Source organism: Enterococcus ureilyticus (assembly GCF_001730315.1).
In the GTDB taxonomy this organism is placed as follows: Bacteria; Bacillota; Bacilli; order Lactobacillales; family Enterococcaceae; genus Enterococcus_L; species Enterococcus_L ureilyticus.
On the sequence record NZ_MIKC01000039.1, the window covers coordinates 26,998 to 52,686 of the forward strand.

At 33.5% G+C, this 25,689-nt stretch carries 29 protein-coding genes; 24 read left to right on the forward strand and 5 right to left on the reverse strand.

What is annotated here, in order from left to right; translation table 11 throughout:
- Positions 1–57 precede the first annotated feature (57 nt).
- The 3 genes from galE to BCR24_RS12750 all read left to right on the forward strand — a co-directional run bounded on the left by galE (position 58) and on the right by BCR24_RS12750 (position 3,674).
- Positions 58–1,044 (forward strand): UDP-glucose 4-epimerase GalE, encoded by a 987-nt coding sequence (galE, locus tag BCR24_RS12740; RefSeq protein WP_069640903.1) that lies wholly within the window; start codon positions 58–60, stop codon positions 1,042–1,044.
- 145 nt (positions 1,045–1,189) lie between these two features.
- A complete protein-coding gene (gene galT, locus BCR24_RS12745; RefSeq protein WP_069640904.1) occupies positions 1,190–2,683 on the forward strand; it encodes a UDP-glucose--hexose-1-phosphate uridylyltransferase in 1,494 nt (497 codons plus the stop codon).
- A gap of 4 nt (positions 2,684–2,687) precedes the next feature.
- Positions 2,688–3,674, forward strand: a complete 987-nt coding sequence (locus tag BCR24_RS12750; protein WP_069640905.1) for a LacI family DNA-binding transcriptional regulator — start codon at positions 2,688–2,690, stop codon at positions 3,672–3,674.
- Positions 3,675–3,696: 22 nt separating this feature from the next.
- On the opposite strand, the gene BCR24_RS12755 is transcribed toward BCR24_RS12750, so the two are convergent.
- Positions 3,697–4,701 (reverse strand): immunoglobulin-like domain-containing protein, encoded by a 1,005-nt coding sequence (locus BCR24_RS12755; RefSeq protein WP_069640906.1) that lies wholly within the window; start codon positions 4,699–4,701, stop codon positions 3,697–3,699.
- Between the two features lie 242 nt (positions 4,702–4,943).
- Between BCR24_RS12755 and BCR24_RS12760 the strand changes: the two genes are divergently transcribed.
- The 4 genes from BCR24_RS12760 to BCR24_RS12775 all read left to right on the forward strand — a co-directional run bounded on the left by BCR24_RS12760 (position 4,944) and on the right by BCR24_RS12775 (position 9,119).
- Complete coding sequence (locus BCR24_RS12760) at positions 4,944–6,437, forward strand: AcpB/EbpR/MafR family transcriptional regulator (RefSeq protein ID WP_069640907.1); 1,494 nt, start codon at positions 4,944–4,946, stop codon at positions 6,435–6,437.
- A 118-nt stretch (positions 6,438–6,555) separates the two neighbouring features.
- On the forward strand, positions 6,556–6,834 hold the full coding sequence (locus tag BCR24_RS12765; RefSeq protein ID WP_069640908.1) for a YiaA/YiaB family inner membrane protein: 279 nt from the start codon (positions 6,556–6,558) through the stop codon (positions 6,832–6,834).
- 203 nt (positions 6,835–7,037) lie between these two features.
- On the forward strand, positions 7,038–8,789 hold the full coding sequence (gene dnaX / locus BCR24_RS12770; protein WP_069640909.1) for a DNA polymerase III subunit gamma/tau: 1,752 nt from the start codon (positions 7,038–7,040) through the stop codon (positions 8,787–8,789).
- A 15-nt stretch (positions 8,790–8,804) separates the two neighbouring features.
- Complete coding sequence (locus BCR24_RS12775; RefSeq protein ID WP_069640910.1) at positions 8,805–9,119, forward strand: YbaB/EbfC family nucleoid-associated protein; 315 nt, start codon at positions 8,805–8,807, stop codon at positions 9,117–9,119.
- Positions 9,120–9,311: 192 nt separating this feature from the next.
- Here the strand turns inward: BCR24_RS12775 and BCR24_RS12780 are convergent, their stop codons facing one another.
- The 4 genes from BCR24_RS12780 to BCR24_RS12795 all read right to left on the reverse strand — a co-directional run bounded on the left by BCR24_RS12780 (position 9,312) and on the right by BCR24_RS12795 (position 14,499).
- Positions 9,312–10,427 (reverse strand): LPXTG cell wall anchor domain-containing protein, encoded by a 1,116-nt coding sequence (locus BCR24_RS12780; protein ID WP_069640911.1) that lies wholly within the window; start codon positions 10,425–10,427, stop codon positions 9,312–9,314.
- Positions 10,428–11,227: 800 nt separating this feature from the next.
- Positions 11,228–12,139 carry a helix-turn-helix domain-containing protein gene (locus tag BCR24_RS12785; RefSeq protein ID WP_069640912.1) on the reverse strand — a complete coding sequence of 304 codons (912 nt, stop codon included), beginning with the start codon at positions 12,137–12,139 and terminating at the stop codon, positions 11,228–11,230.
- Positions 12,140–12,810: 671 nt separating this feature from the next.
- Positions 12,811–13,296, reverse strand: coding sequence for a helix-turn-helix domain-containing protein (locus BCR24_RS16540; RefSeq protein WP_083244404.1), 486 nt, complete (start codon positions 13,294–13,296; stop codon positions 12,811–12,813).
- A gap of 894 nt (positions 13,297–14,190) precedes the next feature.
- The gene (locus tag BCR24_RS12795; protein WP_069640913.1) at positions 14,191–14,499 is read right to left on the reverse strand and encodes a hypothetical protein; all 309 of its coding nucleotides are present in this window, start codon (positions 14,497–14,499) and stop codon (positions 14,191–14,193) included.
- A 31-nt stretch (positions 14,500–14,530) separates the two neighbouring features.
- Here BCR24_RS12795 and BCR24_RS12800 point away from each other — a divergent pair, with 31 nt between their 5' ends.
- The 17 genes from BCR24_RS12800 (at position 14,531) to BCR24_RS12875 (ending at position 25,657) form a co-directional block, all read left to right on the forward strand.
- Positions 14,531–15,052: a hypothetical protein gene (locus BCR24_RS12800; protein WP_069640914.1), complete on the forward strand. Its 522-nt coding sequence runs from the start codon at positions 14,531–14,533 to the stop codon at positions 15,050–15,052.
- Positions 15,053–15,156: 104 nt separating this feature from the next.
- Positions 15,157–15,327 carry a DUF6906 family protein gene (locus BCR24_RS16930; protein ID WP_167351685.1) on the forward strand — a complete coding sequence of 57 codons (171 nt, stop codon included), beginning with the start codon at positions 15,157–15,159 and terminating at the stop codon, positions 15,325–15,327.
- Positions 15,328–15,345: 18 nt separating this feature from the next.
- Entirely contained in the window at positions 15,346–15,525 is a 180-nt protein-coding gene (locus tag BCR24_RS12805; protein ID WP_069640915.1) for a hypothetical protein, read from the forward strand.
- 96 nt (positions 15,526–15,621) lie between these two features.
- A complete protein-coding gene (locus BCR24_RS12810; RefSeq protein WP_069640916.1) occupies positions 15,622–15,879 on the forward strand; it encodes a hypothetical protein in 258 nt (85 codons plus the stop codon).
- Positions 15,880–15,931: 52 nt separating this feature from the next.
- Positions 15,932–16,717, forward strand: coding sequence for a hypothetical protein (locus BCR24_RS12815; protein WP_069640917.1), 786 nt, complete (start codon positions 15,932–15,934; stop codon positions 16,715–16,717).
- A gap of 139 nt (positions 16,718–16,856) precedes the next feature.
- The gene (locus BCR24_RS12820) at positions 16,857–19,361 is read left to right on the forward strand and encodes a SpaA isopeptide-forming pilin-related protein (RefSeq protein ID WP_069640918.1); all 2,505 of its coding nucleotides are present in this window, start codon (positions 16,857–16,859) and stop codon (positions 19,359–19,361) included.
- A gap of 101 nt (positions 19,362–19,462) precedes the next feature.
- Positions 19,463–19,795 (forward strand): hypothetical protein, encoded by a 333-nt coding sequence (locus BCR24_RS12825; protein ID WP_069640919.1) that lies wholly within the window; start codon positions 19,463–19,465, stop codon positions 19,793–19,795.
- Positions 19,796–19,801: 6 nt separating this feature from the next.
- Complete coding sequence (locus BCR24_RS12830; RefSeq protein WP_069640920.1) at positions 19,802–20,224, forward strand: hypothetical protein; 423 nt, start codon at positions 19,802–19,804, stop codon at positions 20,222–20,224.
- A 161-nt stretch (positions 20,225–20,385) separates the two neighbouring features.
- Complete coding sequence (locus tag BCR24_RS12835) at positions 20,386–20,670, forward strand: hypothetical protein (protein WP_069640921.1); 285 nt, start codon at positions 20,386–20,388, stop codon at positions 20,668–20,670.
- On the forward strand, positions 20,671–20,985 hold the full coding sequence (locus BCR24_RS12840; RefSeq protein WP_069640922.1) for a hypothetical protein: 315 nt from the start codon (positions 20,671–20,673) through the stop codon (positions 20,983–20,985).
- A 10-nt stretch (positions 20,986–20,995) separates the two neighbouring features.
- Positions 20,996–22,495, forward strand: coding sequence for a cell division protein FtsK (locus BCR24_RS12845; protein WP_069640923.1), 1,500 nt, complete (start codon positions 20,996–20,998; stop codon positions 22,493–22,495).
- 18 nt (positions 22,496–22,513) lie between these two features.
- A complete protein-coding gene (locus BCR24_RS12850) occupies positions 22,514–22,753 on the forward strand; it encodes a hypothetical protein (RefSeq protein WP_069640924.1) in 240 nt (79 codons plus the stop codon).
- A gap of 27 nt (positions 22,754–22,780) precedes the next feature.
- Positions 22,781–23,176: a hypothetical protein gene (locus BCR24_RS12855; protein ID WP_069640925.1), complete on the forward strand. Its 396-nt coding sequence runs from the start codon at positions 22,781–22,783 to the stop codon at positions 23,174–23,176.
- Between the two features lie 289 nt (positions 23,177–23,465).
- A complete protein-coding gene (locus tag BCR24_RS12860; protein WP_069640926.1) occupies positions 23,466–24,524 on the forward strand; it encodes a hypothetical protein in 1,059 nt (352 codons plus the stop codon).
- Entirely contained in the window at positions 24,502–24,879 is a 378-nt protein-coding gene (locus tag BCR24_RS12865) for an ASCH domain-containing protein (protein ID WP_069640927.1), read from the forward strand. The genes BCR24_RS12860 and BCR24_RS12865 overlap by 23 nt, the downstream gene beginning before the upstream one ends.
- Positions 24,880–24,884: 5 nt before the next feature.
- Positions 24,885–25,400 (forward strand): ATP-binding protein, encoded by a 516-nt coding sequence (locus tag BCR24_RS12870; protein ID WP_069640928.1) that lies wholly within the window; start codon positions 24,885–24,887, stop codon positions 25,398–25,400.
- A gap of 20 nt (positions 25,401–25,420) precedes the next feature.
- Positions 25,421–25,657, forward strand: a complete 237-nt coding sequence (locus BCR24_RS12875) for a DUF3850 domain-containing protein (protein ID WP_069640929.1) — start codon at positions 25,421–25,423, stop codon at positions 25,655–25,657.
- Positions 25,658–25,689 lie beyond the last annotated feature (32 nt).

A 25,689-nucleotide genomic window follows, 5' to 3' on the forward strand; every position in this document is an offset into this window, starting at 1 on the left:
ATGAACAAGATGAAAACGGTTAGTCATAGAGACTAGTCCAATAAGGAGGTAGGAAACATGTCAATTTTAGTATTAGGTGGAGCAGGTTACATTGGTTCTCATGCAGTGGATCAACTGATTAATAAAGGCTATACAGTAGCCGTTATAGATAATCTTCAAACAGGCCACAAACAGGCGATTCATGACAAGGCAATCTTTTACGAAGGGGATATCAGGGACAAAATGTTTATGCAGGAAGTTTTTACCAAAGAATCAGTTGAAGGTGTGATTCATTTTGCAGCAAGTTCATTGGTGGGGGAATCGGTAGAAAAACCATTGCTGTATTTTAATAATAATGTATATGGAACTCAAATCGTACTGGAAGTCATGGAAGAATTTGGTGTAAAAAATATTGTTTTTTCTTCCACAGCAGCCACATATGGAGAACCAAAAGAAATGCCGATCGTAGAAACAATGGCAACTCATCCGGAAAATCCTTATGGGGAAAGTAAATTAATGATGGAAAGAATGATGAAGTGGTGCGATAAAGCTTATGGAATACGCTATGTTGCGTTACGCTATTTCAATGTAGCAGGGGCAAAATCAGATGCTTCAATTGGAGAAGATCATGTTCCAGAAACGCATCTGATCCCGATCATTTTGCAAACGGCATTAGGACAAAGAGAGTATCTGGGGATATACGGCGATGATTATGACACACCTGACGGAACGTGCATTCGTGATTATGTATATATAGAAGATTTAATTGCGGCTCATATTGCGGCTTTGGATTATTTACAAAAAGGCAATAAAAGCAATATCTTCAATTTAGGTAGTAATAATGGTTATTCAGTTAAAGAAATGTTGGAGGCCGCGCGCGAAGTGACGGGCAAAGAAATACCTGCTAAAGTATTACCTCGCCGTTCAGGTGATCCAAGTAAATTGGTTGCTTCAAGTGAAAAAGCTAAAATGACTCTAGCTTGGGAGCCCCAAATCACAGATATCAAACAAATTATTAAAACTGCTTGGGACTGGCATATCAGCCATCCAAAAGGGTATGAATAATTCTGTCAAAGCGAAATAGAGTGACGGTATAGTGTCTATAAAGAAGATAAATAAGTTTGTAATAACAAGCGCTATAAACTTATTTTTCTATTTTTCTACGAGACAGAATGAGCTCATTTCGCTTTTAAATTTAGGAGGAACTGTTATGTCAATTAGCCAAACGATTACTGATTTTGTGACATTAGCGATTCAAGCTGGTGGGTGGATGGAGTTAGATCGTCTCTATTTACAAAACCGTATTCTTGCAATGATCGGCGAAGAGTCATTCGAATCGTCTTCTCCAAGACCTGTGACCGAAAACTCGTTGGATCTGTTAGATATTTTGGTAGCACAGGCTACAGCCAATGAAGTCATTCAAAAAGATTCGACTGATTTAGAAATTTTTGAAGCACAATTGATGGATTTCTTAACCCCCCCGCCTTCTGTTGTAAATGCTCTATTTGCCCAGCACTATGAAAAAGATCCGGCACAAGCAACATATTATTTTTATAAGTTAAGTCAAGAAAATGATTATATCAAAACGCGGGCGATTGCGAGAAACATTGTCTTTCCAGCAGAGACTGAATATGGTCAACTAGAAATTACAATCAATTTATCAAAACCAGAAAAAGATCCAAAACAAATTGCCTCAGAGCGCTTAGCAACACACATTGATTATCCAAAATGTCTCTTATGCATGGAAAATGAGGGGTATAAAGGTCGATCCAACTATCCAGCAAGAACGAATCATCGAATTATTCGAATGAATTTAGATGGCGAGAGCTGGGGATTTCAATATTCACCGTATGCTTATTATAATGAGCACTCGATTATTTTGTCGGAAGAACATCGACCGATGATTATTTCAAAAGAAACGTTTCAGCGGTTGATTCGAATCACAGAAGTGCTACCGCATTATTTCGTTGGTTCCAACGCCGACTTACCAATCGTAGGTGGTTCGATTTTAACGCATGATCATTACCAGGCAGGTAAACACGTTTTTCCAATGGAAAAAGCTGAAATCGAACACTATTTTGAATTGAAGGATTTTCCTTTGTTGAATGCAGGAATCGTTAAATGGCCGATGTCAGTGATTCGACTGCAAAGCCCTAACTCAGAGGATTTAGTTGCAGCGGCAACCTTGATATTAGAAAAATGGCGCAAGTATTCCGATGAAACTGTATCGATCCGAGCTTTTTCAGCTGACGGGACTTCTCATCATACGATTACACCAATTGCTCGCCGCAAAGATCAACTATTTGAGTTGGATTTAGTTTTACGTGATAATAATATCTCCACTGAACATCCAGATGGTATTTTCCATCCTCATAAAGATGTTCAACATATCAAAAAGGAAAATATTGGTTTGATTGAAGTAATGGGATTAGCGGTATTGCCTCCGCGCTTAAATGAAGAATTAAAAGAGGTAGAAAATTATGTGTTAGCGAAAGAAAATCAACTAGCAGAGCACCATAAAAAATGGGCAGATCAGATGAAAAATACTTATTCATTTACTAAAAAAAATGTGACAGACATTATTCAAAAAGAAGTCGGACAAATCTTTACCCGTGTTTTAGCAGATGCCGGTGTTTATAAACGAACTACAAAAGGTCAAATAGCCTTTAAACGATTTATTGAAAGTTTGAATGAAGGCAGGTGAAAAGATGGCAACAATTAAAGATATTGCAGAACTAGCGGATGTTTCGCCAGCTACAGTTTCTAGAGTTTTAAACTATGATCCAGATCTTTCAGTAGGCATTGAAACGAAACAAAAAATTTTTAAAGCCGCAGAAGAATTGAATTATACAAAGCATAAAAAAAATATAAAAAGTGCTAAAGCCAAAATCTTATTCGTACAATGGTATGATGAAGCTGAGGAATTAGAGGATATTTATTACCTTTCTATTCGCTTGGGGATCGAGAAAAAAGCGGAAGAATTGGGGCTTGAACTAATCAAGCGTTCTTTAGAAGAGGTAGAACAAGCAGGCGCAGACGGAATCCTTGCTTTAGGTAAGTTTACAAAAGAGCAAGCTGACTTTTTATTCGAACTAAATCCCAACCTTTTATTTGTTGATTTTGATGCATTGGCTCTTGGTTATAATTCTCTAGTGATTGATTTTCATCAAAGTATGTCGTCAGTTTTTGAGTATCTTACTCAACATGGTCATCAGAAAATTGGGATGATTGCTGGGGAAGAATATACGACTGGAAGCCAAGAGCCACTTGAGGATAGGCGATTGACTATTTTTAGAGAAATGCTGACCCAAAAGAAAATAGTAAATGATAATTATATCCTAAAAGCACCATTTACAGTTATTGGTGGTTATGAAGTGATGAAGCAATTTTTACTAGAATATCCAACGGATTTCCCAAGCGCTTTTTTTGCTTCCAGCGATGCTTTGGCGATAGGCGCTTTAAAGGCAATTCATGAAGCAGGACTTAAGGTACCAGAAGATATTTCGGTGATTGGGTTCAATGATATCAGTGTGGCAAAATATGTTAGTCCACCATTGACAACAATCAAAATTCATACAGAGTGGATGGGAGAATTAGCTGTTGAAACGCTTCTTTCGATTATTCATGGGCGAGCGCCAGTGGCAAGAAAAGTAACAATTGCGACAGAATTGATAGAAAGAGCATCTACGAGATAAGACTCGTAGATGCTCTGTTGATTTATTTATAAGCAATCACAAACAAATTAACATCATCATTGATACAACTTTGTAGAGTGATTCGTTCACCGCCGCCAGTTCCTACAACAAGGTCCCAGTAGTTCGTTCCTGTACCAACTTCAGCGCCGTAATCGTCCAGTTGAAGTAACGTTCTTACCGTATACGTTGTAGGTGTTCCATTTGCATCAGTGACTACGATTTGACTGCCAGTGTTTAAAGAGAAGACGGTTGAAAAGACACCAGGATTATGACCGATGAAGTGAGTATTTTGACCATCGTCACCTGATTGGACGGCTGCACCTCCCCAAGTTGAAGCAAGACCACCAGGATTTGAATCAATGATGCTTTGTCCACTACCTTGTCCACCGTTTTGATAAGGAATTGTTTGACCATTGAGTGTGAGTGTCGTTGCACCATAGGTTGGTTCAATAACAGCTGTGGTTGTGGTTTCAGGAGTTGGCTCTGCTTGAATAGGTTCTGGATTGATATTTCCTTGTTCAGCTTGTGGAACATTAGCTACAGGCTCGTTTTTAGGAATGATATGGAATATACGATCGGCCACTCCTGTATTTCCACTAGCATCTGTTGCGGAGAAGTGAACTGTTTGAGTTCCAAGAACAGAGGTATCCAGATTTTCTTCAGTTGTTATTTTTGCTGTAAGGTCACCATCTTTATTATCGACAGCAGTAACTTCTTCATAGACATTGACTTGAGCATTTTGTTCAATGGTTTCCTCTGGTGCAATGATAGTAGGCGCAGTAGTATCTTTTGTATTGTTTACGGAAACAATTTTTTCTTTTTTCTTTGAAACATTTGCCAATTTACTTAATTGTGCGCTTGTGGGCACATTTTTTATCAAGGTCATTTTTTCTTTTTTAGGTTCCGTATTCGAAGGATTAGCTCTGCTTAAGCTATCGGTGAAAATAGAGCCACCAATAAATAAAGCAACACCTAAAATACTGATGACACCAAGGATGATCGTTTGTTTGATTGTGTTTTTTTTCATGTAGAATCCCTCCAAAAATGTGGTGAGATTTTCCATTTATCGATAAATTTTAAATCCGCGTTTTTTATACTTTTATAATAAGACCACGTTCTAAATAAACCAATTGAGTTGCGCTTTAGATTAATTCAAAAAAGGACTGGAAGATGCTATAATGACTGTTATATAGGGATTTATTCAAAAAAATCTTAACCAAGGGAAAATTTTGAAGAATGCAGTTAAAAAGGGGAAAAGAGGAGAACAAAATGGAAAGATTGTTAGCACCATCTATGCATCGAAGAGTGCTGTTGTTGAACTTATTAAATGGATCAAATAGCTGGATTACTTCTGATTATTTAGCTGAGAGTATTGAGTGTTCCAAAAAAACGATTATGCTGGATTGTCAGTACATAGAAGATCGCTGGTCAGATTATTTGACGATAGAGACATCCAGAAAGCATGGGATTCGATTGATTACTTCACCCCATCGATCGATTCACGAAATTTATATAGAAATCATTCAAGAATCAAATGCCTTTTCTTTATTAGAATCTGTTTTTTTTGAACCAAGACAGGCGGCTGCATATTGGGAGAAGAAATTATTTTTAAGTAATTCCAGTCTCTATCGATTATCAAATGTAATTAGTTCGGCTTTAAAAGATCGGAATATTCAAATGAGTCGCTCACCGTATTATGTTCACGGAAAAGATGAACGACAAATTCGTTACTTTTTTACCTGCTACTTTATTGAGGTTTATGGTATTCGTGAGTGGCCTTTTCATTTAGATAGAGAAAAAATCTTTAGATTATCAAGTAAGATCAATAAAAAATTCGATTTAGAGTTGAATGATAGTCAAATCGTTCATTTAGCCTATTCGATTGCTGTAACCATTATTCGAGAACGTCAGGGATTTTTGATCCAGAATAGAAAGGATCCAATTAATAGTTTTGTTCAAACAACAATCGATGTTAGAAAATATCAGAAAGATGTAGAAGAAATTGCTGAGCCGCTCCACGTCGTTTTACCTGATAATTGGTACGAAGATTTTTGTTATTCTATTTTTTGGTGGGATTTCGGTTGGGATAATGAACAAGAGAAAGTCAATGTTATTTATCAGGCTGAAAATTTAGTGACAACGATCCAAGAAGCACTGTCTATTTCTATTTCAGAACCAAGCAAGGTCAGTATTATTCGTTTGATTGAATATATTTATGCCAAACATAAGCTTTTTCCATATAAAAAATTTATGGTTTATGACCGCTATTTATATTCAAGTAAAGCCATCAAACAGAATTTTATTGTTTTTACAGCAGTAGTGTCCAAAGCGTTAGGTGTGTTGGAAAAGAAAATGAAGTTTCCGTGGAAAACGATGTATTTGGATGGTATCTTGCATGAAATGGCGATTCGCTGGCAAGATTTGAGTAGACTGACCGATGAAATGAGACATCAACTATCTGTTTTAGTTTTAAGTGATCTAGGTAAGGAACATGCGCAATTACTCAGTTCGGTCCTAAAAGAAAACTTTCGGAATAAGGTGAGTTTGTCTGTTCAAGAAACGCATTTTTATGAACAATCGGTTAATTGTGCGGAGCAGTCATATGATCTGTATGTATCCAATTACGCAATTGAAACCGTAAATGAAAAAATCAATATGATCGTCGAAGATATTCCTTCTTTCAAGAACTTGACAGACCTAAGGAAATACATTGATAAAAGACGTTTGGTTTTACCTAAAGATATTGCTTACTTAAATACTTGATTGTTATTTAAATGAATTTATAAAACTGATTTTTCTTTTGAAATTAAAATAATTATTGTCATTTAATAAATACTAATGCTATACTGAAAGAGTATTATTAATTTTAAAGGAGAGAATTATGAAAAAGAAAGCGTACAGAAACACACCTGCATTTGTCTTTCTAAGTTGGGGATCATTTGCCTTTTTTGTGGCATTGATGTTGATTGGCTTGTACACACTAAAAGAACCATTGATGGTTAAAGGATACTATTTGATGGGATCGGTGGGATTGATTTCTTCATCATTTACACTTTCAAAAGTAATTAGAGACAATCAAGAAGATGAAGAACGTTACAATCAAATGTTTCGAGCAAATGATGGATTAGTAAAAAAAGAAGACACCGATACGCATATTTAATCCATGTAAAAGAAGACAGGAACAAGGGCTTGCTTTTGTTTTCACCGTTTATTCAGTTTTCAAGTGGTTAGGCTATAACTCGTAGAGTTATAGCCTAACCACTTTTTTTGAAGATTTTTTTAATCCGTTTGCTTTTTTTAATGCCTTATCCATAAAAATCACGTATAATAGAAGATAGTGAAATTTCGAGGGAGGGGTAAATTATGGCGTATCAAGCTTTGTATCGTGTCTGGCGCTCACAGCGTTTCGATGATGTTGTTGGACAAAAAGCAATCACCCAGACATTAAAAAATGCGATCATCCAAAAGAAAACCTCGCATGCCTATTTGTTTACCGGCCCAAGAGGAACAGGAAAGACCAGCGCAGCAAAAATTTTTGCTAAAGCAATCAACTGTAAACATAGTGTAGATGGGGAACCCTGCAATGAATGCGAAACCTGTGTTGCGATTACAGAAGGACGGTTGAACGATGTAATTGAGATCGATGCGGCAAGTAATAATGGTGTTGAAGAGATTCGTGATATTCGTGATAAAGCAAAATATGCACCAACACAAGCGGATTATAAAGTCTATATCATCGATGAAGTCCATATGTTATCAACAGGAGCCTTTAATGCATTACTAAAAACCTTGGAAGAGCCTCCGCAAAATGTCATTTTTATTTTAGCGACGACAGAACCGCATAAGATTCCACTGACAATCATTTCACGGACACAACGTTTTGACTTTAAACGAATCAGTACTCAAGATATCGTTGATCATTTGGGTTATATTTTAAATCAGATTACTATCGAGTATGAAGAACAGGCGTTATATGTAATCGGACGAGCAGCCGAAGGTGGAATGCGGGATGCATTAAGCATTCTCGATCAGACGATTTCATTCAGCGATGAAAAAGTCACACTGATAGATGCGATGCAAGTCACTGGCAGCTTGACCTATGAAATGATGGATCAATATATCTCCAGCTGTGTTACGGGTGATGTCGAGCAAGCACTCGAAATATTAGAGAATATTCTTAGCTCTGGTAAAGAAGCAAGACGATTTTTAGAAGATTTATTATTGTATTGTCGTGATTTACTTATGTTTCAGCAAGCACCAAATTTGTTAACCGAAAAAGTTGGAAATCTAACAGAAAATTTCAAAAGCTTAGCTGAACAAACAGAGGCAGAAAAAATCTATCAAATGATTCAAATTTTAAGCGAGACTCAAAATGATATCCGTTTTACGAACAACGCCAATATTTATCTTGAGGTAGCGACTGTCAAGCTAGCCAAATCTGTTAAAAAACTGACCGCTATTGCTCCAGATACACACCCGACAGGTGGCATAGAGCTGACTGCCTTGCAGCAAAAAGTCGAACAGTTACAAAAAGAATTAGCAGAGCTAAAGAAAAATGGTATTACAGCTAAAGAGACTGAACCTGTTAAAACAACACGAGTAACCAGTAGTAAGAATGCACTTCGGATCCCAACAGAATTGGTGTATAAAGTCTTGAATGAAGCAACCAAGGATCATTTAATGAATGTTAAAAATGTTTGGGATGACTTATTGCAAATGATGTCGGTGACGCAAAGAGCGATGCTCAAAGCCAGTGAACCAGTAGCTGCTGGTCCGAATGGCTTAGTGATCGCTTTCGATTATGAAATTGTTTGCGGTCGCGCAATGGATGACGAAGAATTACAATTAGCGGTTCATAATAATTTAAGCCGTTTAGTAAATAACTATGCGCCTGACATGGTTTGTATCACAAAAGAAAGCTGGCCAAAATTGCGTCAGTCCTTTATCAGTCAAAATAAAGAAAATTCAGGAGAACAATCAAGTAATGAACAATCTGCGACTCATGAGGATCATCTAATGACTGCAGAAGAACCAGCTAAAGAAGTTAATAATCAAGTAGTAGACGAGGCAATCGCGATGTTTGGCGAAGCGCTTGTTGAAGTAATAAATGATTAAGAGGAGACGATAGTTATGATGCGTGGTATGGGAAATATGCAAGGAATGATGAAACAAGTTCAGAAGATGCAAAAAGATATGGAAAAAGCACAAGCTGAACTAAACGTGCGAGAATTTGTGGGAGCTGCAACGAACGAACTTGTTACAGCAACTTTTACTGGGGATCGTAAAATGAAAGATATCTCTATTAAAGAAGAAGTTATTGATCCAGAAGATGCAGAAATGCTGCAAGATCTTGTAATCATGGCAGTCAATGACGCATTGACTAAAGTAGAAAAAGAAACAGAAGCGACCATGGGCAAGTATGCTAAAGGAATGCCTGGTTTCTAATCAAGGCTAGTAGTGGTCCAAAAAATAAAAGAGCCAAAGGATAAATGCCTAAACATTTATCCTTTGGCTCTTTGTTTTGCTCTATTTCCAGCAGACAAAATGATCTGTATGATTAGTGACAATTGTGCGATAGGGCAAGAATCAATGGAGCATCAACACAATTATTACATAATCAAATCAAAAAGTAGCTGATTATTTAGCTAATTGTTTTTTTCTGAAGATATAAGCTCCTGCAATCAGCATTACGCCAGCTGAAGCAACCATCATACCATTATTTGTTTCACCTGTTGAAGGTAATTGTTTTGCTTTTGTTTGAGCTGAAGCAATTGGTTTTTGATTTTTATTAGAAACAGGATTTGCGACTGGTGTAAGAAGATCGTTACCAGGTGCTTTAGTTTCATTATTTTCTTCAATTGGCGCAACCGGTTTTAATGGGTTAGCATTTTCTGGAAGAATCGTTAAGGTAATGATTTGTTCAGCGATAACATTTGCTGTACTACGTGTTAGTTCACTGATGTAGTATCTGATTGAGTATGTTCCAGGATCAACTAAGGTATTACCGATTTGTGTAACTTGGATAGGTGCTCCAATTATTTCAAATCCTACCATGTATCCATCCGCATTTTCAAAAGTCGCCCAACTTAAAATCATTTCTTCGGTTAATGATTGACCAACATACATTGTTTGGTCAGCAATTTTAATCGTTGGTTTTAACTCATCTGATGAGCTAGAGTCAGTTGAACTAGAGTCCGTCGAGCTAGGTGTAGTTGAACTAGAATCAGTTGAGCTAGAGTCAGTCGAACTAGGTGTAGTCGTGCTAGAACCAGTCGAACTAGGCGTAGTTGAACTAGAATCAGTCGAGCTAGAGTCAGTTGAACTAGGTGTAGTTGAAGAATCAGTCGACTCAGGTGTAGTCGAGCTAGAATCAGTCGATTCAGGTACAGTTGAACTAGGTTCAGTCGTACTAGGTACAGTTGGAGCTGCAACTAAAGCCTCTAATTTAAATGTCAATGCTTGGATAGAACCAGCATAGCCAGCTTCTGTATTGTGAGTTAAAACATCTTGTGCAATTGATAATGTAAGTTTTAAACTTTCAATAGATTCTGCAGTGTATTCAGCTGCAGCTGTTGCGATAACAGAATTTGCTTGATCTACTAAATCCTGTAATCGCGCACGTTGTACACTAGTGTCATCACTTGTAGAAGCTGTTGTTTCCTCAGCGTGAACAATCGTGTTTAACGTTGGTGTTGTAAAAAGAACTGAACTGAATAATAATGATGCTGCTAAAAATTTTAAACTCTTTTTCATAAAAACTCCCCTTTAGTATTTCTAATTTTTTATTTTCTCACCCATAATTAATATATAACACCTGTAATAAATGTCAATATTTATTTAGTAAAAAGAATATAATTTTATAGATAACTTTAATTTTTTTGACATTTATGTATTAAAAAGAATGTAACACCGGATTTATGAGTGAAAGTAGTCATATATATTAATGGAACAAAATGTTAAAGTAAACGTATGAATTTATTGAATGTACTTTAGACCAACGACATTTGATAAAATAGATTGTTCAAGATTAGTCCTTTTTTTGATTCCTTTTAATTTAAATGCATCAGCACTTATGAAAAAATAGTGAGAATTTTTTATTATTGGTTGAACTAAGAGAGAGGATTTATAAGCAGAGAAAAGTTAATATTCTGTAAAAACACTTATAAAAAATGGTATAATATATGTTAGTTCTACAATGAATATATAATTTACAACCAATCGTCCATCGTTTGTGTTTGAAAGGATTTGTTGAAATGCATTACCCAGAACCAATGAAGTTTGTGTAAGAGTTAAGTATTGTTATTGATTGAAATGTTGATGTTAAAGGACTTTCAACTTTTGTGGTTATTAGTGAAAAGTTTATACATAGGTTAATGTTACCCTTATTGTTACCTTTTAAGTAAATAAATAGAAAAAACAATGACTGTTAATGTGAGTATTAGCAATCATTGTTTTTTCTATTTATAATTTTTAGTAAGTGTCTTTGATTAAATTGATAGTGTATTTTTCATTTCTCATGAATATTCTCAGTAGGTAATTTTTTTCAATTTGTTTTAACTCTCTTTGATCAACCCGATGGCATACAATACATTTTCATTACTATCTTTGCTGTGAGTTAATTCTTTTACCTCTTGTTTTATGTTGTTGGCATGTGTGGTGTCTCCAATATCACTTAATATAGTTATGAAATTGTTGATTTGTTGCATGTATTTTATTTCTCCTGTTAGTAGCCAATCAGTTAGATTTTCTAAATACTTCAAATTCATTCGATAGCTATAGTTACTATTTGACTTATCTAAAGTTTTGGCAATCTTTATGTATTTTCTAGTTGAGTCGTAATCTTTATTGTAAAGAGTAACGGTGATTGCGTTTATCAAAGTGTTGTATGCGAATTTTTTAGTAGTGTAGTCTCTGTTATCTTCGTCTTTTATTGGATAGGCTTTTTGAATGAGTATTTTTGTCTGTTGTGGATTGAAAAAAGAAATCAAGTTAGATAGTAATTTATATTCAAAACAAAAATAATATTTCGTATTAGATAATGTTGAGTAAATCACATTTATTTCATCCAGAGTAATTGATGAAACTTCTTCCCAAATAGTATGGAAATAACACTTAATTGCATAATAATTAGATATTTCTTGTATGTTTCTGTATGTTTTGCTATCTATTTGGTAGTAGATATCCAATAATTTTTTTTTGGAAGCTTTATTGTTTGGGTGATTACCACAGTAATAATAAAGATAATTAAAGGTTTCTTGGTGATCATCTAGGCTGGTTAAAGAGAAAAATTCTTCGGATTGGATATTAAGCTGTTTTAGGATAGTTGCTAAATCATTTAATTTAACAAACCTTTGGTTATTTTCGATTCGTGAATATGTAGAAGAATCTTGATGATTGGGTAACATTTCTTTTTGCTTGATATCTTTTTTAGTGCGTATGAATCTTAATGTATCGCCTAAGTTCATTGAAGTTAGCTCCTTTCAGTTGTCATTATAGCAAATAAAATAGTTGTTATCTTATCATTTTAATTAATTATATAAAATAAGTGAATACTTTTTGTCATACAATCAATTATTAATAAAGGTGCTTCAATTTTGCCTAAATGTTTGGTAATCTTGTCTTGTTAACATGAATAAAGTTTTAGGAATATTCAGAAGGAGGTCGTGATATGAATTTACTAATTTTTGTTGTAAGTGCTATATCTGTTTATGTGATTACTGTAGGTGGTTAATAAAAAAATAAAAAAGGTCTTTATGTAGTGTTAATAAAAAGTGCGCAACATAAAAAAGAGCTGTCTCTAACATCCGTAGGTTGGTAGCCTACGTCAAACGCTAAAGACAGGCACTAAAGTAAGTGGCTTTGGTGCGCTACTCTTGTTTGTAGCAATTGCTACAACTATTTTAGTATAACAAAGTATTAATGAGATTTCATTAGTATTTGACAATTTGTTAAATATTAGATTAATACGGATGTAGTTTTTGCATACATATTTAATTGAGTAGTCTCAAATCCCAAAAGGTGGAGATACGGATTTGAAGATAGATGATAAAGAATTACTAATACTATTAGAGAAATTTTGCCAAAAGTTAAATATTACGTTGGAAGAGGCGTTGTTCTTAATTGTATTTAAAGAAAGTTAAAATTTTTCTTTTAGTTCAAACATAAAAAATAATAATGCTTCTCGTGATTCAGGAGTATCAGGGACGTTAAATGACTTTAGAATTTTTCTAATATTGTCATAGCGTTCTTTTTGTTTGTTTAAGTAATTTGGGTCAGAAAGTTTTGCTTTGATTTGTTTTTTGTTGTTAAATTCAATTCTATTATCTTCTATTTTAAAACCCTCGTTATTAGCAGAAGATAACTGTTTTAAGTAATTTTCTTGTTCAGGAGTTAGGTTCAGATACTGTACATTCGGGTTATTAGTTTGCCCTAAAATGTAATCAGTTGTTACCTTATATAAGGAGGCTATTTTAGTAATCATTTCAGAATCTGGTTCACGAGTGCCGTATTCCCAATTTGCGTAAGTACCTAAGTTTTTAAGTCCTAATAAATTAGCGACATGTGTTTTTGTCCAATTTCTTTCTTCTCTAAGTTTAGTTAATCGATCAGCTAGTATATTCAAAATAATGTCCTCCTTTTTTTGAATATTATAAACGTTTTGAGTATTAATATGTATAAGTTAAACAAAAAGTGTTGACTTGCTTTTGGAAAAGGTGTAATATGTAGATAAGTTAAACGAAACGTTTAACAAAAATAAACAAAAAAGTGTTCCCGAAAAGAAAATGAATTTCTGTTTCGCAAACACCTTAGATAAAACCTAGACACTTTTATTCTAATGGATGTTGCTAAATAATACAAGGATGAAATTTTCCAATTGAGTTATAAATCTTTTTGAGGTGTTGAGGATTGACCTATGAACAATCTTCAAGGTGGCAACAAGTATTCGTAAATGAAGCCGAATATTTTATTGATTTTTCGAGATTAGAATTTCTTGTTTACTCCTAAGGGCTAGGTTTTCTGTTTGACTTCTAATTAAGGAGAAGGGCAATGAAAACATTGAATAAGATTCGCTTAAGGTAAATCAGTGTCTAATGGAACAAGATCACTTTAAGTCTATAGTCGTGTTGTGATGATACTGCTGACGATAAAGGTTGATACATTTCAAAAGAAGTGTATCAACATAAAATTAGAGGAGGAGAAGTTGTACACCGTATGTGGTAGGTCTATCTAACGTGCTGTGATATAGGTTTATTAAATCTATTAGCCGTTGAACGATGATTCTATGTTCTACCATGAATTAAAGAATCACTTAAACGAATCAAAATCATTGGTCAAAACAGGATGGAAAAGATTTTTTTCAGAGACTGATTGATTTTGAAAGAACATATTTTGAAGGGCATTCTCTAAAGGGTGTCCTTTTTCTATGTTCTACTAAAGGAAATTTAAATAGTAGGTTTCTTTTAGTAGAATTTAGAAATCACTAAAAAGGAGGAAATCTATTAGAAATAAAAAGTTATTAATCAAAGTAATACTTAAGTTCTTTCGTTAAGAACGAAATGTTTCTAGTGACTAATTGGCTAGCGAGTAAATGTCGATCCTTTCTTAATTTTAATTCCCCACAATCGTACCACCACTTTTGTTCAGGTTGAACACTTTTTCTTGTAATGGAAATTGAATACGATTCAGGAAAAAGAACGCTAGGTTCCTTTTTAGAAACGTAATAGTGTTCACCTCTTGAAGCTTGGCTATTCAAAAGAGCTTCCAATTGTTTAGCGATGTGTTTCAAAATCTCTTGATCTTTAACTGTATCAGATATATATACCATAATTTAACCACCTTTAGGAGTGTGATGTGAGATGAGAAGCGATGTTGATTTTTTTGTTTATAAAGATAATAAAGATAAAAAAGATTGTGTTCTATCAAATAATCTAATTATATCAAATGGTGAGAAAAAAATGAAGTTGAACTGTTTAGGAGATTTACCAGAACTAATTGAATTACGTTGGATAAAAGGTATCGCTCCGTTGATGGAAGAGCATGAAGGAGTAAAACGTCCATCTTTAAATGGTATTGACATACTCTTAGCAGATGGAATAGAAGCGGAAGATGTTTGGGATATGGTAAAGCAACCAGCAGAAGGCGAATATGATTACTTACAAATAACGGAGCCGACTAAAATTATTTACCACAATGCCATTATTATTCATGAAAGACTTACAAAACTTTTTTTAAATGAATCATGGACAGAGCAAGAAAGAATTGAGCACGCTGAATTAAGGTGGCAATTCGATCAACTAGGTTATTTAAGTTCGTGTTTACAAAAAGGTGCTAATGTAGCGTTTAATGAGGAAACGGAACTATTCTATTTAGTTCCTTAATAAATGTAGTAAGAAGGCAAATAAAGAGAGGAGACAAAAAAGTACCTAACGAATAGGTGCTTTAATCAAAAACGTTCAATCTTAATATTGAAAGGATGATTTTAATGAAACAAGGAAAAAGACCAACAAGAAAACAAAAAGAATTGATTGGGGAACAAAGAATTGGAAATCAATATCTCAATCCAGAAAAATGGTTAGTAAGGCAATTATCAGGAAATGATGTTCTTCTTATTCATAGAGTATCTGGTAAAACTAGAAAAGTAGAAATTGGCTAAAAAAAGGAGGTTAAAACTGTGTTTGCTATCTATTGCAAGGATGTTAATTTATCAGGATTTGTAACTGGACAATTAGTTCATCAAGGAGGAATTTTTGTCACAACAAGTAGATTAGATGGAAGTACAACGGCAAGAATAAAATTATATAAATCTAAAAAAAAGAGCAGAGAAGGGTATCAGAAGCTACATGAATGTTAAAAAAGATGAATTTGAGGTACGTGAATTATCTGACGGTGTTGTTCAATTGATAATGGATGCTAAAAAAAATGTCTTAACCAAAAGGAGAATTTTAAGATGTCTTTGTTTAATCAAACGATTAAGGATGTATATTCTAGGGCTTTTAATAGATTGATGAGTAAATATCCTGAACTGAAAGAGGAAGAATTGAGAACTTTCATTGAGAATAAATCTACTAGTTTTGAAGAACTACTTTTATCTAGTGAAATGAGATTCTTTTTGAAGTCTGAAACAACAATGAATCAAATGAAGGCGGATTATGTAAGAAGAATCGTTGATGAAGTTAGTTTATATCAATTAACAAGTTCTGGATAAAATGGAAATAATAGCAAACATTTGTTAAACTATGTATGAGGAGGAATAAGAAATGAACTTAAAAGAAATGATCAAGAATAAAAAAATTGTAACAGCAAGTATTGTAGTACTGTTAGTGGCTGGTGTTGCCGTAGGTGGTAAAGTTTATGCAGATAAAGAACAAGAAAAAAAGGCAGAAATAGCTAAAGTGGAGAAAAGAAAACAAGCGAAATTACAATCTGAAATGGTTGCTAAAGCTCAAGAAGAAGAAAAGAACAAAGAAGCAAAACAGGTGGAAAAAGCCAAACAAAAACTTTTAAAAATCTATAAAGATAATAAAGTGATTTCCACCGATTCTAAACTTTATGAATCGGCAAAAAAGGAAATTGAATCTGTAAAAGATGATAAAGTAAAAAAAGAATTGCTTCAACAATTAGCAAAAGTGAAACAAGAAATGGACAAAAAGGCTAAAGAAGTAGCAAAGAAAACAGAAAACGAATCTAAGCAAATCGATACCAAACAGAATCAAGCGAAACAACAAGAAGTTCAAGAAGAACAACCAGTTTCACAACAACAAGTAGCAGAACAACCAGTATATCAAGAAGCAGTTGCTCCAACAAGCAATAATGATTGGGGCGGTCAAGATCAACAACAACCAGTACAAGAGCAAGTACAGTCTGTACCAGCTCCACCGTCTAGTGGTGGGAATCAAGCTCCAGAACAACCAGTAATACCTCCATCAAGTGGTGGATCACAAGATCATGGGGAATGGGTTCCTGATATGGGATGGGGAGAACAAACTGGTGATATTGATGGTAATGGAGGAAGTTGGACAGGTGGCTGGGAAGAAGTAAAATAATATATTGATTTAGAAGCATATAAAAAATATGCTTCTTTTTTTATGCCTAAAAATGGAAAGGATGTGGAATATTAGGATGATACGAGCGCCTACTAATAATTTGTATCGATAAAAAACAAAAAAATAGGAGGATATATTTTTGAAGAAGAAAAATTTAGTGTTAACAAGTCTTGTTTTAGCATCAACTTTATTTCAAACGTTGGTGCCATTAGGAAAAGTTGTGTTTGCAGAAGAGAATGAAAATGAAATGTATGAAGTAGGAAAAACAGAAGATGGCAAAGTTATTTTGTCCAGTGCTAAAAAGTTGAAAAATAGCCGAGCAGTTGGGAATGTTCAAGGAGATGTAATTAGAATCACTATTGGAGGTGTTTTGTATGAAGGGGCTAGAATTACAATTGATGGTAAACCAGCTTTTTGTATTGATCATGAGCTGAGGGCTCCTTGGGAAACAGATACTCCATATGATGGTGGTAATCCTTATGATGACATTGGGATTAAATCAATTATGAGTTATGGTGCTTTTAGTTCTGTTAATCCTAATCCAACTGACGAAGATGTGTTATTGACTGAAATTGCTATGAATAATTGGCTTAAGAAAAAAATCACTCCTGAATCGTCAGTAGCAAATTCTCATCCGTATGTTTGGGCGTTGATCCAAAAAGCGATTAATAGTGATTATCCAAGAACGGAAGTAAAATTTTCAAAAAATGATGTAAAAAGCGATATCGTAGGTAATGAACAAGTTTCGGAAACGGTAACTCTTAATGGAACTAACAATCAGGTAACTGTTAATGTTCCGATTGATGTGACTTTTACGAATCTAACAACTGGAAAAAAAGTAACTAATGGAAAAGCAACGGTAAAAGCTGGAGAGAAATTTCAAGTTAAAGCGCCGTTGAATTACAATAAGAAATATACTACTGGAAAAGTTAAACCAGAAAAAGGTGAATTTATTCCGATTATGTTTAAGCCTTTTCCTGTCGGGTATCAACGACTAGTGCAAGGTTCTTTTAGTGATCCTGTACCAATGATGGAGCTTAATGTTGATTTCTTTGCTCGTACTGGAGATGTGAAAATCACAAAACTTGATGAAGGAACAGGTGAACCAGTTCCACATACTGAATTTGATGTGGAACATGATGGTAAAGTGGAAAAAGTCAAAACAGATGCCAAAGGTGAAGGTACTGTAAAAGGTATCACTGGAGATTCTAAAGCTAAAGTAACAGAGACTTTTGTACCAGCTCCATATGTTAAAGCTAAGAATAATACAAAAGAGGTAACGGTTAAAGCTGGTCAAGTAACACCAGTTGAATTTAGAAATGAACGTGCAACAGGTAAATCAACACTAACAAAAGTTGATAAAACAACAGAAACAGACAAACCATTGAATTCTAATTATCCTATGACTGGTGCAAAATACGGCTGGTTTAAAGAAGATGGTAAGTTAGTTAAAGAATTTACATTAGACAAAAATCAAACGGCTACTATCGAGGGACAGCCATTAGCAACATATTATTGGAAAGAAACAGTTGCTCCAATAGGTTATGCACTTGATCCAGAAAAACATGTTGTCGAATTGACTTACAAAGATCAAGATACACCAGTTGTTATTAAAGACAGTCAGAGTAAGGACGATGCAATTCGTATGGATATTGATTGGCAAAAATTGATCCAAAATAAAACAAATGAAATGTTTAAAAATGGTGTAGAATTTACTGCTACAAATCAGCGCACCAAAGAAGAAATTGTAAAAACTACTGCAACGGTTGATGGTAAAAAAGGCTACTTAAAATTTGCTGACCTTGCAATTGATGATTATTTAATTACGGAAACAAAAGGCGTTGAAGGATATGATCCAGTTGATCCTATTCTGATCAAACATGTGTATGACAAAGAAACGAGATCATTTACATTTACAGTAACCGATCAAAAAAGCGGAAATATCTTGAATCAAGAAACGTTTACACAAGAAGAACTTTCTAAAGGCGAGAACGTTGATTTAGGTACTTATACGCTTAAAGACAAAGCTGTCGTAAATGAAGAATCAATTGTAGGTATCTCTACACAAGCACATACTGGAGACGGTAAAACACAAACATTTACGTGGGGTGAAAATGTTAAGTTTTATGATGATGTTACTATCACGCATAAAAACTTTCCAGAAAACACTATCTTAGCGTATGAAACAATTCAAGTTGCTGTTTATACTGACAACGAAGGTAAAGAGACAGAAAAAGATGTTTGGACGTCAGGTAAAGTTGATTTGAAAGAAACAGATGAAAAAATTACTGAGCGTGTTCTTTCAGAATATGATTATAAAAAAGACCCGAAAGGTACGCGTTACTACTTTAAAGAGTTAGTATATGTTAAGAAATCGGAAAAAGAATATGAAAAAGTTGCTGAACACAACTTTGACGGTAAAGAAAAAACACAGGATATTACACCAGATGTAAAAGAAACACCTAAAGCACCAGATACACCAAAAGAAACGCCGAAAGGTTCATTACCATACACAGGTGAAGAAATGATGCGTGGTGCTACTGTAGTTGGGGTGTTATTGATCGCTGGTGTTGCTGGTGCTATGTTCTTAAAACGTAAGAAATCAAATGAAGAAACAGAAAAAACAACAGAAGAAAACGACTAAGAAGAAGTGGAAAAAGCTTCTTCTTTTTTTATTGTAAATGAGTATATTCAATTTTTATTAACAACAAAAATATTATAAGAAAATAGAAATGAGGAAAAGAAATGGCAGACAAACAAAACAGATGTTTTATTGATCCAGAAATTATTTTAGGAAAAGATATTGAGGTAGCTCCAAAATTTGTAGATAGACCCATTACAGTTGATGGTGTGAGATATCCAGCACGTAGATTTTCGGCGAGTAGTGAGTTACAAGCAGATTTTGATATTGTAGTGTTGAATCCAGCTAAAAATGCAGATGCAATTACTGAATTAACAGATGTTATTTTAAAAGGTGTCGAGATTGTTAATACTTTCAAAGCAACAGTGTTTGGTGATAAACAAGAACGTAGACAAGCTTATGAAGTTTACGCAAAAGAACTTAGAGTGAAGGGGTAGAAAAATATGACAGTAAGATTTGAAAATAGAAAAGTACCAAAAATCGATGAAGTAGCAACATTTGGAGATTTAACATTCCGATCATTTACATTAGGATTTGAAAATGGGATGAATGGAGAAGTTGGAACAGATGTAAAATCTGTCAAAGTCTTATTTTATTCAACTGGTAAAAAAGATTTTGTGGAAATTGAATTTCCTAGTGAGTTACAAGAAAAAATTGAAGGATTGAAACGGAAGCAAGCAGTAGTTTTAAAAGGGGATGTAAGTGCTTTTGGATGGTATGCTTCGTTAGAACAGGCAAATGGCTTTGTTAGTGCCGAAAGTGGTTTGAAGTTCATGGCATCAGATTTTAGTACTACTAATACTAAGCCAACTAACTCTTCTGGTCAGCAAATACCACCAAAAAAAGAAGAAAAAACTAATCAATAATTGAAGATTGAAAAAGGGACATTCTGAAATAATAGGGTGTTCCTTTTTTATATAAATTAATCTGTGATTATGTACAGCATAGTTAGATATTAGTTTATATAAAGAGAGAGGGTGAAGCATGACTGATAGTAAAAAGTATTTTGAAAGGAGGAGGTAAGTACGTGTCAGGTTTGATTCAGTCGCAAGAAGATGTATACACCAGTTTTAAAAAAAGATTGCAGCAAGTGTTTAATATGAAATTTGAATCAGAAAGAAGACGTCAATATTTTGATGCATTTTTTAATATCTCAAATGGGTGTCAAGAGTTCAAAAAGGAATTATTTTCGTCTGAAAAAAACTGGGATAAAAAAAATGCTACTGATTTAATCTCTAGCTATTTTGAGATAGCAAATTATGAAATTTGTACACAAGCGACACAATTTTTTAAAGAAAAGGGGGTTCAGTGAATGAGCGAAATAACTAATTATTCTGAATTGGAAAGGTTTTGGATTTCTTTAGAAGAAGATTTTTTTAATCGATTGGACATGGTGTTAAGAAGTACTGGCATGGATTTACTTTTAGAAGAAACGAAAATTCATGAATTGAAAGAAAAGTGTGGAAATGAAATGGAACAATATTTGAGTAGATTGTCAGATGAAATGCATGATAAAAACTTAAATGACAAAAGAGTTCGTCAGGTGTTCGCTAATCTGGAATTTAGATTGCAAGCGAAAGTGAATGAGTTCGTTGGGAATTGGTTTATTGGTAGTGCGTGGAAGTAAGGAGAGATAAATGTTAAAAAAGATATTTAAATATCGTGGTAAACGTATTCGCTATTCAAGTAGAAAGCTTATGACTGTTTATCAATTTGTTCTGTTTATTCCAGTATTAATTGCTATTTGTTATTTTGTCGGATATAAGCAAGTATACTCTTTAGTAAGTTCAGGTGAAACAGATTGGAAACTTTTTATTCTGCCAGCAGTTTTATTTTTGAGCGTATCTGTTGTAGCGAACTTGCTTATTTTGTTGTTAAAAAGAGTATCAATTATTCGTGATGGATTTTTTGCTCGAGTGGAACAGCGACAAATTTTAGCAAAAATGGTTATAGATAATGGCTATTACAATAGAGAACAATCAAAAACTAGTGATGGGAAAACCAAAGAAAAGATTAAATTTCCAAAGATTTACTACAGAAAAAGGAAAGAAACTTTTGAAGTTGTTTTTGAAACAAAGGGTAGTAAATTTCAGGACAAATTTTTAACGATTGGGGGCTTTTTAGAAACGGCTTTAACTGCTGATATGATAAAAAAAGTGGATGAAAAAGGCTTTGTTATCTATGAATTGAGGGCGAATGTCTTTAATAAACGAATTTCCATTCGGGAAATGGTTGCTGACAAAGGGAAAGTTCAGTTAATGAAAGGTTTATACTGGCACTTTGACAAAGACCCACATTTATTATTAGGCGGTGGTACAGGTGGAGGTAAGACGTTCACGTTGCTATCGCTTATTTATGCATTAGTTCGAGTGGCAGATATTGAGATTTGTGATCCAAAACGTTCTGACTTAATGGCGCTAGGGAAATTACCTTTGTTTGAAGGGAAAGTTCATAGTGGCAAAGATATGGTTATGTGTTTAAAAAATGCTGTATCAGAAATGAATGATCGTTTTGAAGAAATGAATACTTCGGCAAAGTATAAAATGGGCAAAAATTATGCTTATTATGGATTGAAACCTAAATTTATAGTCATTGATGAGTTTGCTGCATGGATGGCTGAACTATCCAATGATTTTAAAACAGCAGGAGAAGTAGAAGAATACTTAACACAAATTGTGTTGAAGGCTCGTCAATGCGGTATTTTTCTTATTGTTGCAATGCAACGTCCAGATGGTGAGTTTATCAAAACGGCTCTACGAGATAACTTTATGTTCCGTATGTCTGTGGGACGTTTAAGTGAAACTGGTAACTGGATGATTTTTGGTGATGAAAATAAAAACAAGAATTTCAAATTTGTTGAAAAAGTTGACGGTGAAGTTGTTTATGGTCGTGGCTACGTTGCTAAAGGCGGAGATGTGGCTAGTGAACTTTATAGTCCGTTTGTTCCTAGCGATTTTGATTTTATCGAGGAATTTTTGAAAATTAGTGATGAACTAGGATATGAACGAATTGCAGAAGCAGAAGTTCAAAAACTATCTAAAACAATTGAAAAAACATTTGATAGAGAAGCGTTATCAATAAATGATGAAGAAAGTAAAGAAAAGGCATTTCTTGAAGAATTAAGTCAAAAATATTAAGAAGATTTGAGGTGTGAAATGAAAATTTTTGATAGATATAGTTTTGCTAGTTTCTTTGAAGATTTTAATTCCATTTTTGCGAATGAAAAAAATGCAGATGAATTAAAAGAAATATACATGAAGAAGGCAAGAGAACAAGATATTAGTGATTTTAATTATAAAGGTGCAAGTTTTAAGTTTGATGAAGGTTATGAAGAATATGAAGATACTGGAGGTCATATTTTGTATCTTAGATATCGTGGTATGAACTCAATGTAGATAATTTTAAAACTAGGAGGAACAAATATGTATAGTCAAAATGAATTGCTAAAAAAATTGAAAATGGATATTTATAAGCGAGTAGGAGCAAAGTATACTGTTGAAGATTTGGATAAGCGTTTTGATCTTGTTTATAGCAAAACAAATGGATTTGCTGATTTAATGGCACGAGTAAGAATGGACGGATTAACAGAGTATCATTTTGAAGATTATTCAGAATATCAAGACTTATTTGTTGATGAAATTGTCAGTGAAATTCTAGTATTGTTAAATAAAGTTCCGTCTAAAACGGTTGAAGAATACCTTGCAGAAGTGAAAAAAGAAGTAGTGAAGGCGGTTTTGAAAAATGGCAGAATTGATGGAACTGAATTTGATGATCGCTACTATGATGCTGAAAATTATAAGTTGATGGAAAGTCTGTAAAACAAAGAGCGGATGCAGAAGGTATTATCCGTAGTGATGATTTTGAAATTTTACTTGCTGGAGATGTTACGGCGATCATTGAAGAATTAGTATAGAGGAGAAATTTATGATAATAAACATTTGTAAGCTGAAACAATTTAAATAGTGAAAAAGAGAAAAATAAATTTCTATATGTTTTTATCTGTTTAATATATGAAAACAATACTGTATAATCAGTTGTGAGAGTTTGCATTACATCAAAAAATTTGTGATAATAAGAACGTTCGTTCTTGTTGAGGAGGAATTTAAGGTGAAAAATGATTACATTCAGAAAAAGAAGTTTGGGGAATTAGACTTGTCTGATCCATTTTTTTCTAGTTTGATTGCTGATTATCAGGGATTTGAAGGATGGTTTTTATCAAAAAAAAATCAAGAAGCTTATGTGATGTACAATGATAAAGGCTTACTGCAAGGGTTTCTCAGTTTAAAAGATGAAACAGAAGAAGATTCAACTATTGTTCCAGGATTTGATCTTAAGCGAAGATTGAAAGTAAGTACATTCAAAATAGATGCTCATGGTACAGTCTTAGGTCACCGTTTCTTGGGAATTTTGCTGAAAAAAATGATAGAAGAAAATTTTGAAGAAGCATATGTTACGGTTTTTCCTAAACAAAGAAAACTAATTGAACTCTTTGAAAAATTTGGATTTCGTTTGTGGGGGAAAAAGGCTGACGATGAACTAGTTTATATTCGTAAAAATGAAAATCCTATATATGAGGAAGATATATATAAGTATTATCCTAAATTCGATGTAGTGAATAGTAAAAAGTATCTGTTATCAATCTGGCCAAGTTTTCATACTAAGCTATTCCCAGATTCTAGATTAGTTACAGAAAAAAATCATATTGTAGAAGATTTGTCATTTACGAATACAGTTGAAAAAATTTATCTTACTGGAATAACGGATGTAGCTAAGTTGAAGCCTAACGACTTATTGGTGATATATAGAACTGCTGAAGGAGGAAAAGTTGCAGAGTGGAATGCTTGTGCAACTACTATTTGCACTGTAGTTGAACAAATAAACATTAATACGTTTGAGAATGAAGATAAATTTCTGAAATATTGTGGAAAGGGGTCAATTTTTACTGAATCCGAATTGAGATCATTTTGGAGAACAAAAAAATATCCATTTATCATCAAAATGTTGTATAATGTCTCATTAAGTAAAAGAATAGTTCGACATGATCTTTTTGAGAAGGTTGGACTAAGTAGAGAAATTCCTTACTTTGGGTTTTTTGAAATGGATAATGATTATTTTAAAAAAATAATAGAAATAGGTGGAGTTAATGAAAGTTTTATTATCAATTAAACCAGAATTTGTAAAGGAAATAGTCGAAGGTAGGAAGAAATTTGAGTATAGAAAAAATATCTTCAAAAGAGATGATGTTTCTTCTGTTGTAGTGTACGCTACTAAGCCTTATGGAAAAGTAGTCGGTGAGTTTGAAATTGATAGTATAAAGCAAAATAAGCCATCTGAGTTATGGAAAGAAACAAAGGCATATTCGGGTATAACAAGAACTTTTTTTAATGAGTATTTTAAAGGTAGAGATACAGCTTTTGCTATTCAAATTAAAGAATTTATTGCATATGATGAACCACTCGAACTACAAGAATTTGATGAAAAAATAAAAGTTGCACCACAATCTTTTTGTTATGTGAGGTAAGTTTAATGGTATATACTTTTTTTTCAGGAGTTCATGGCGTTGGGAAAACTACCTTAATGAGTAGATTGAAAAAGAATAAAGAAATAAAGTGCTTCTCAGCCAGTGATTTAATTAGAAATTCAGGGAAAAGTATTATTAAGAATCAAAAATTTACTAGTGATATTGATGAAAATCAATTGTTATTAAAACAAGAGTTGCTGAAAATAGCTGATAAGGATCAAAGAATCTTTCTAGATGGTCATTTTTGCTTGCTTAACAAAGAGGGGAATATTGAAAATATCTCTTTTTTGACTTTTGAAGGAACTCAACTTGAAAAAATAGTTTTTTTGGAAGAAAATCCAGTTGTTATTTGTCAGAGGTTGTTTGATAGAGATGGAAAAAAATATGATCTTGAAGTGATAAGAGAATTTCAGAAAGCTGAAAAATTACAAGCTTTTAAATTTTCTGAAGAAAATGACATTCCTATCTTTGTTTATAACAATGAATCAAATTTTGAGGAATTGATGCTTTTTGTGTTTTAAGTAATATCGAGGTGACTATAATGGTTCACGAATTGAAGATTGATAGAGAATACTTCATTGCTGTACTTGAGGATTTGAAAAAATTTGAAATAAGATTTAATGATAGAGATTTTAAAGTTGGCGACATTGTAATCTTGAAAGAGATTGATAAAGTTAATAGAAAGCCTACTGGGAGACAAATAAAAACGAAAATTACTTATATTACTAATTATGAACAAAAAAATAATTATGTAGTGTTTGGAATAGAAAAAGTATAATTTTATATAATAAAGACTACTGATAGCTATTT

What these genes read in the sequence shown, in the direction of transcription:
- BCR24_RS12800 (WP_069640914.1), top strand. Translation starts at nt 14,531, where the DNA reads ATGAGAAGCGATGTTGATTTTTTTGTTTATAAAGATAATAAAGATAAA.
- dnaX (WP_069640909.1), top strand. Translation starts at nt 7,038, where the DNA reads ATGGCGTATCAAGCTTTGTATCGTGTCTGGCGCTCACAGCGTTTCGAT.
- galT (WP_069640904.1), top strand. Translation starts at nt 1,190, where the DNA reads ATGTCAATTAGCCAAACGATTACTGATTTTGTGACATTAGCGATTCAA.
- BCR24_RS12815 (WP_069640917.1), top strand. Translation starts at nt 15,932, where the DNA reads ATGAACTTAAAAGAAATGATCAAGAATAAAAAAATTGTAACAGCAAGT.
- BCR24_RS12755 (WP_069640906.1), bottom strand. Translation starts at nt 4,701, where the DNA reads ATGAAAAAAAACACAATCAAACAAACGATCATCCTTGGTGTCATCAGT.
- BCR24_RS12830 (WP_069640920.1), top strand. Translation starts at nt 19,802, where the DNA reads ATGACAGTAAGATTTGAAAATAGAAAAGTACCAAAAATCGATGAAGTA.
- BCR24_RS16930 (WP_167351685.1), top strand. Translation starts at nt 15,157, where the DNA reads ATGAAACAAGGAAAAAGACCAACAAGAAAACAAAAAGAATTGATTGGG.
- BCR24_RS12865 (WP_069640927.1), top strand. Translation starts at nt 24,502, where the DNA reads ATGAAAGTTTTATTATCAATTAAACCAGAATTTGTAAAGGAAATAGTC.
- galE (WP_069640903.1), top strand. Translation starts at nt 58, where the DNA reads ATGTCAATTTTAGTATTAGGTGGAGCAGGTTACATTGGTTCTCATGCA.
- BCR24_RS12780 (WP_069640911.1), bottom strand. Translation starts at nt 10,427, where the DNA reads ATGAAAAAGAGTTTAAAATTTTTAGCAGCATCATTATTATTCAGTTCA.
- BCR24_RS12845 (WP_069640923.1), top strand. Translation starts at nt 20,996, where the DNA reads ATGTTAAAAAAGATATTTAAATATCGTGGTAAACGTATTCGCTATTCA.
- BCR24_RS12765 (WP_069640908.1), top strand. Translation starts at nt 6,556, where the DNA reads ATGAAAAAGAAAGCGTACAGAAACACACCTGCATTTGTCTTTCTAAGT.
- BCR24_RS12795 (WP_069640913.1), bottom strand. Translation starts at nt 14,499, where the DNA reads ATGGTATATATATCTGATACAGTTAAAGATCAAGAGATTTTGAAACAC.
- BCR24_RS12825 (WP_069640919.1), top strand. Translation starts at nt 19,463, where the DNA reads ATGGCAGACAAACAAAACAGATGTTTTATTGATCCAGAAATTATTTTA.
- BCR24_RS12855 (WP_069640925.1), top strand. Translation starts at nt 22,781, where the DNA reads ATGTATAGTCAAAATGAATTGCTAAAAAAATTGAAAATGGATATTTAT.
- BCR24_RS12785 (WP_069640912.1), bottom strand. Translation starts at nt 12,139, where the DNA reads ATGAACTTAGGCGATACATTAAGATTCATACGCACTAAAAAAGATATC.
- BCR24_RS12870 (WP_069640928.1), top strand. Translation starts at nt 24,885, where the DNA reads ATGGTATATACTTTTTTTTCAGGAGTTCATGGCGTTGGGAAAACTACC.
- BCR24_RS12850 (WP_069640924.1), top strand. Translation starts at nt 22,514, where the DNA reads ATGAAAATTTTTGATAGATATAGTTTTGCTAGTTTCTTTGAAGATTTT.
- BCR24_RS12875 (WP_069640929.1), top strand. Translation starts at nt 25,421, where the DNA reads ATGGTTCACGAATTGAAGATTGATAGAGAATACTTCATTGCTGTACTT.
- BCR24_RS12840 (WP_069640922.1), top strand. Translation starts at nt 20,671, where the DNA reads ATGAGCGAAATAACTAATTATTCTGAATTGGAAAGGTTTTGGATTTCT.
- BCR24_RS12775 (WP_069640910.1), top strand. Translation starts at nt 8,805, where the DNA reads ATGATGCGTGGTATGGGAAATATGCAAGGAATGATGAAACAAGTTCAG.
- BCR24_RS12760 (WP_069640907.1), top strand. Translation starts at nt 4,944, where the DNA reads ATGGAAAGATTGTTAGCACCATCTATGCATCGAAGAGTGCTGTTGTTG.
- BCR24_RS12750 (WP_069640905.1), top strand. Translation starts at nt 2,688, where the DNA reads ATGGCAACAATTAAAGATATTGCAGAACTAGCGGATGTTTCGCCAGCT.
- BCR24_RS12810 (WP_069640916.1), top strand. Translation starts at nt 15,622, where the DNA reads ATGTCTTTGTTTAATCAAACGATTAAGGATGTATATTCTAGGGCTTTT.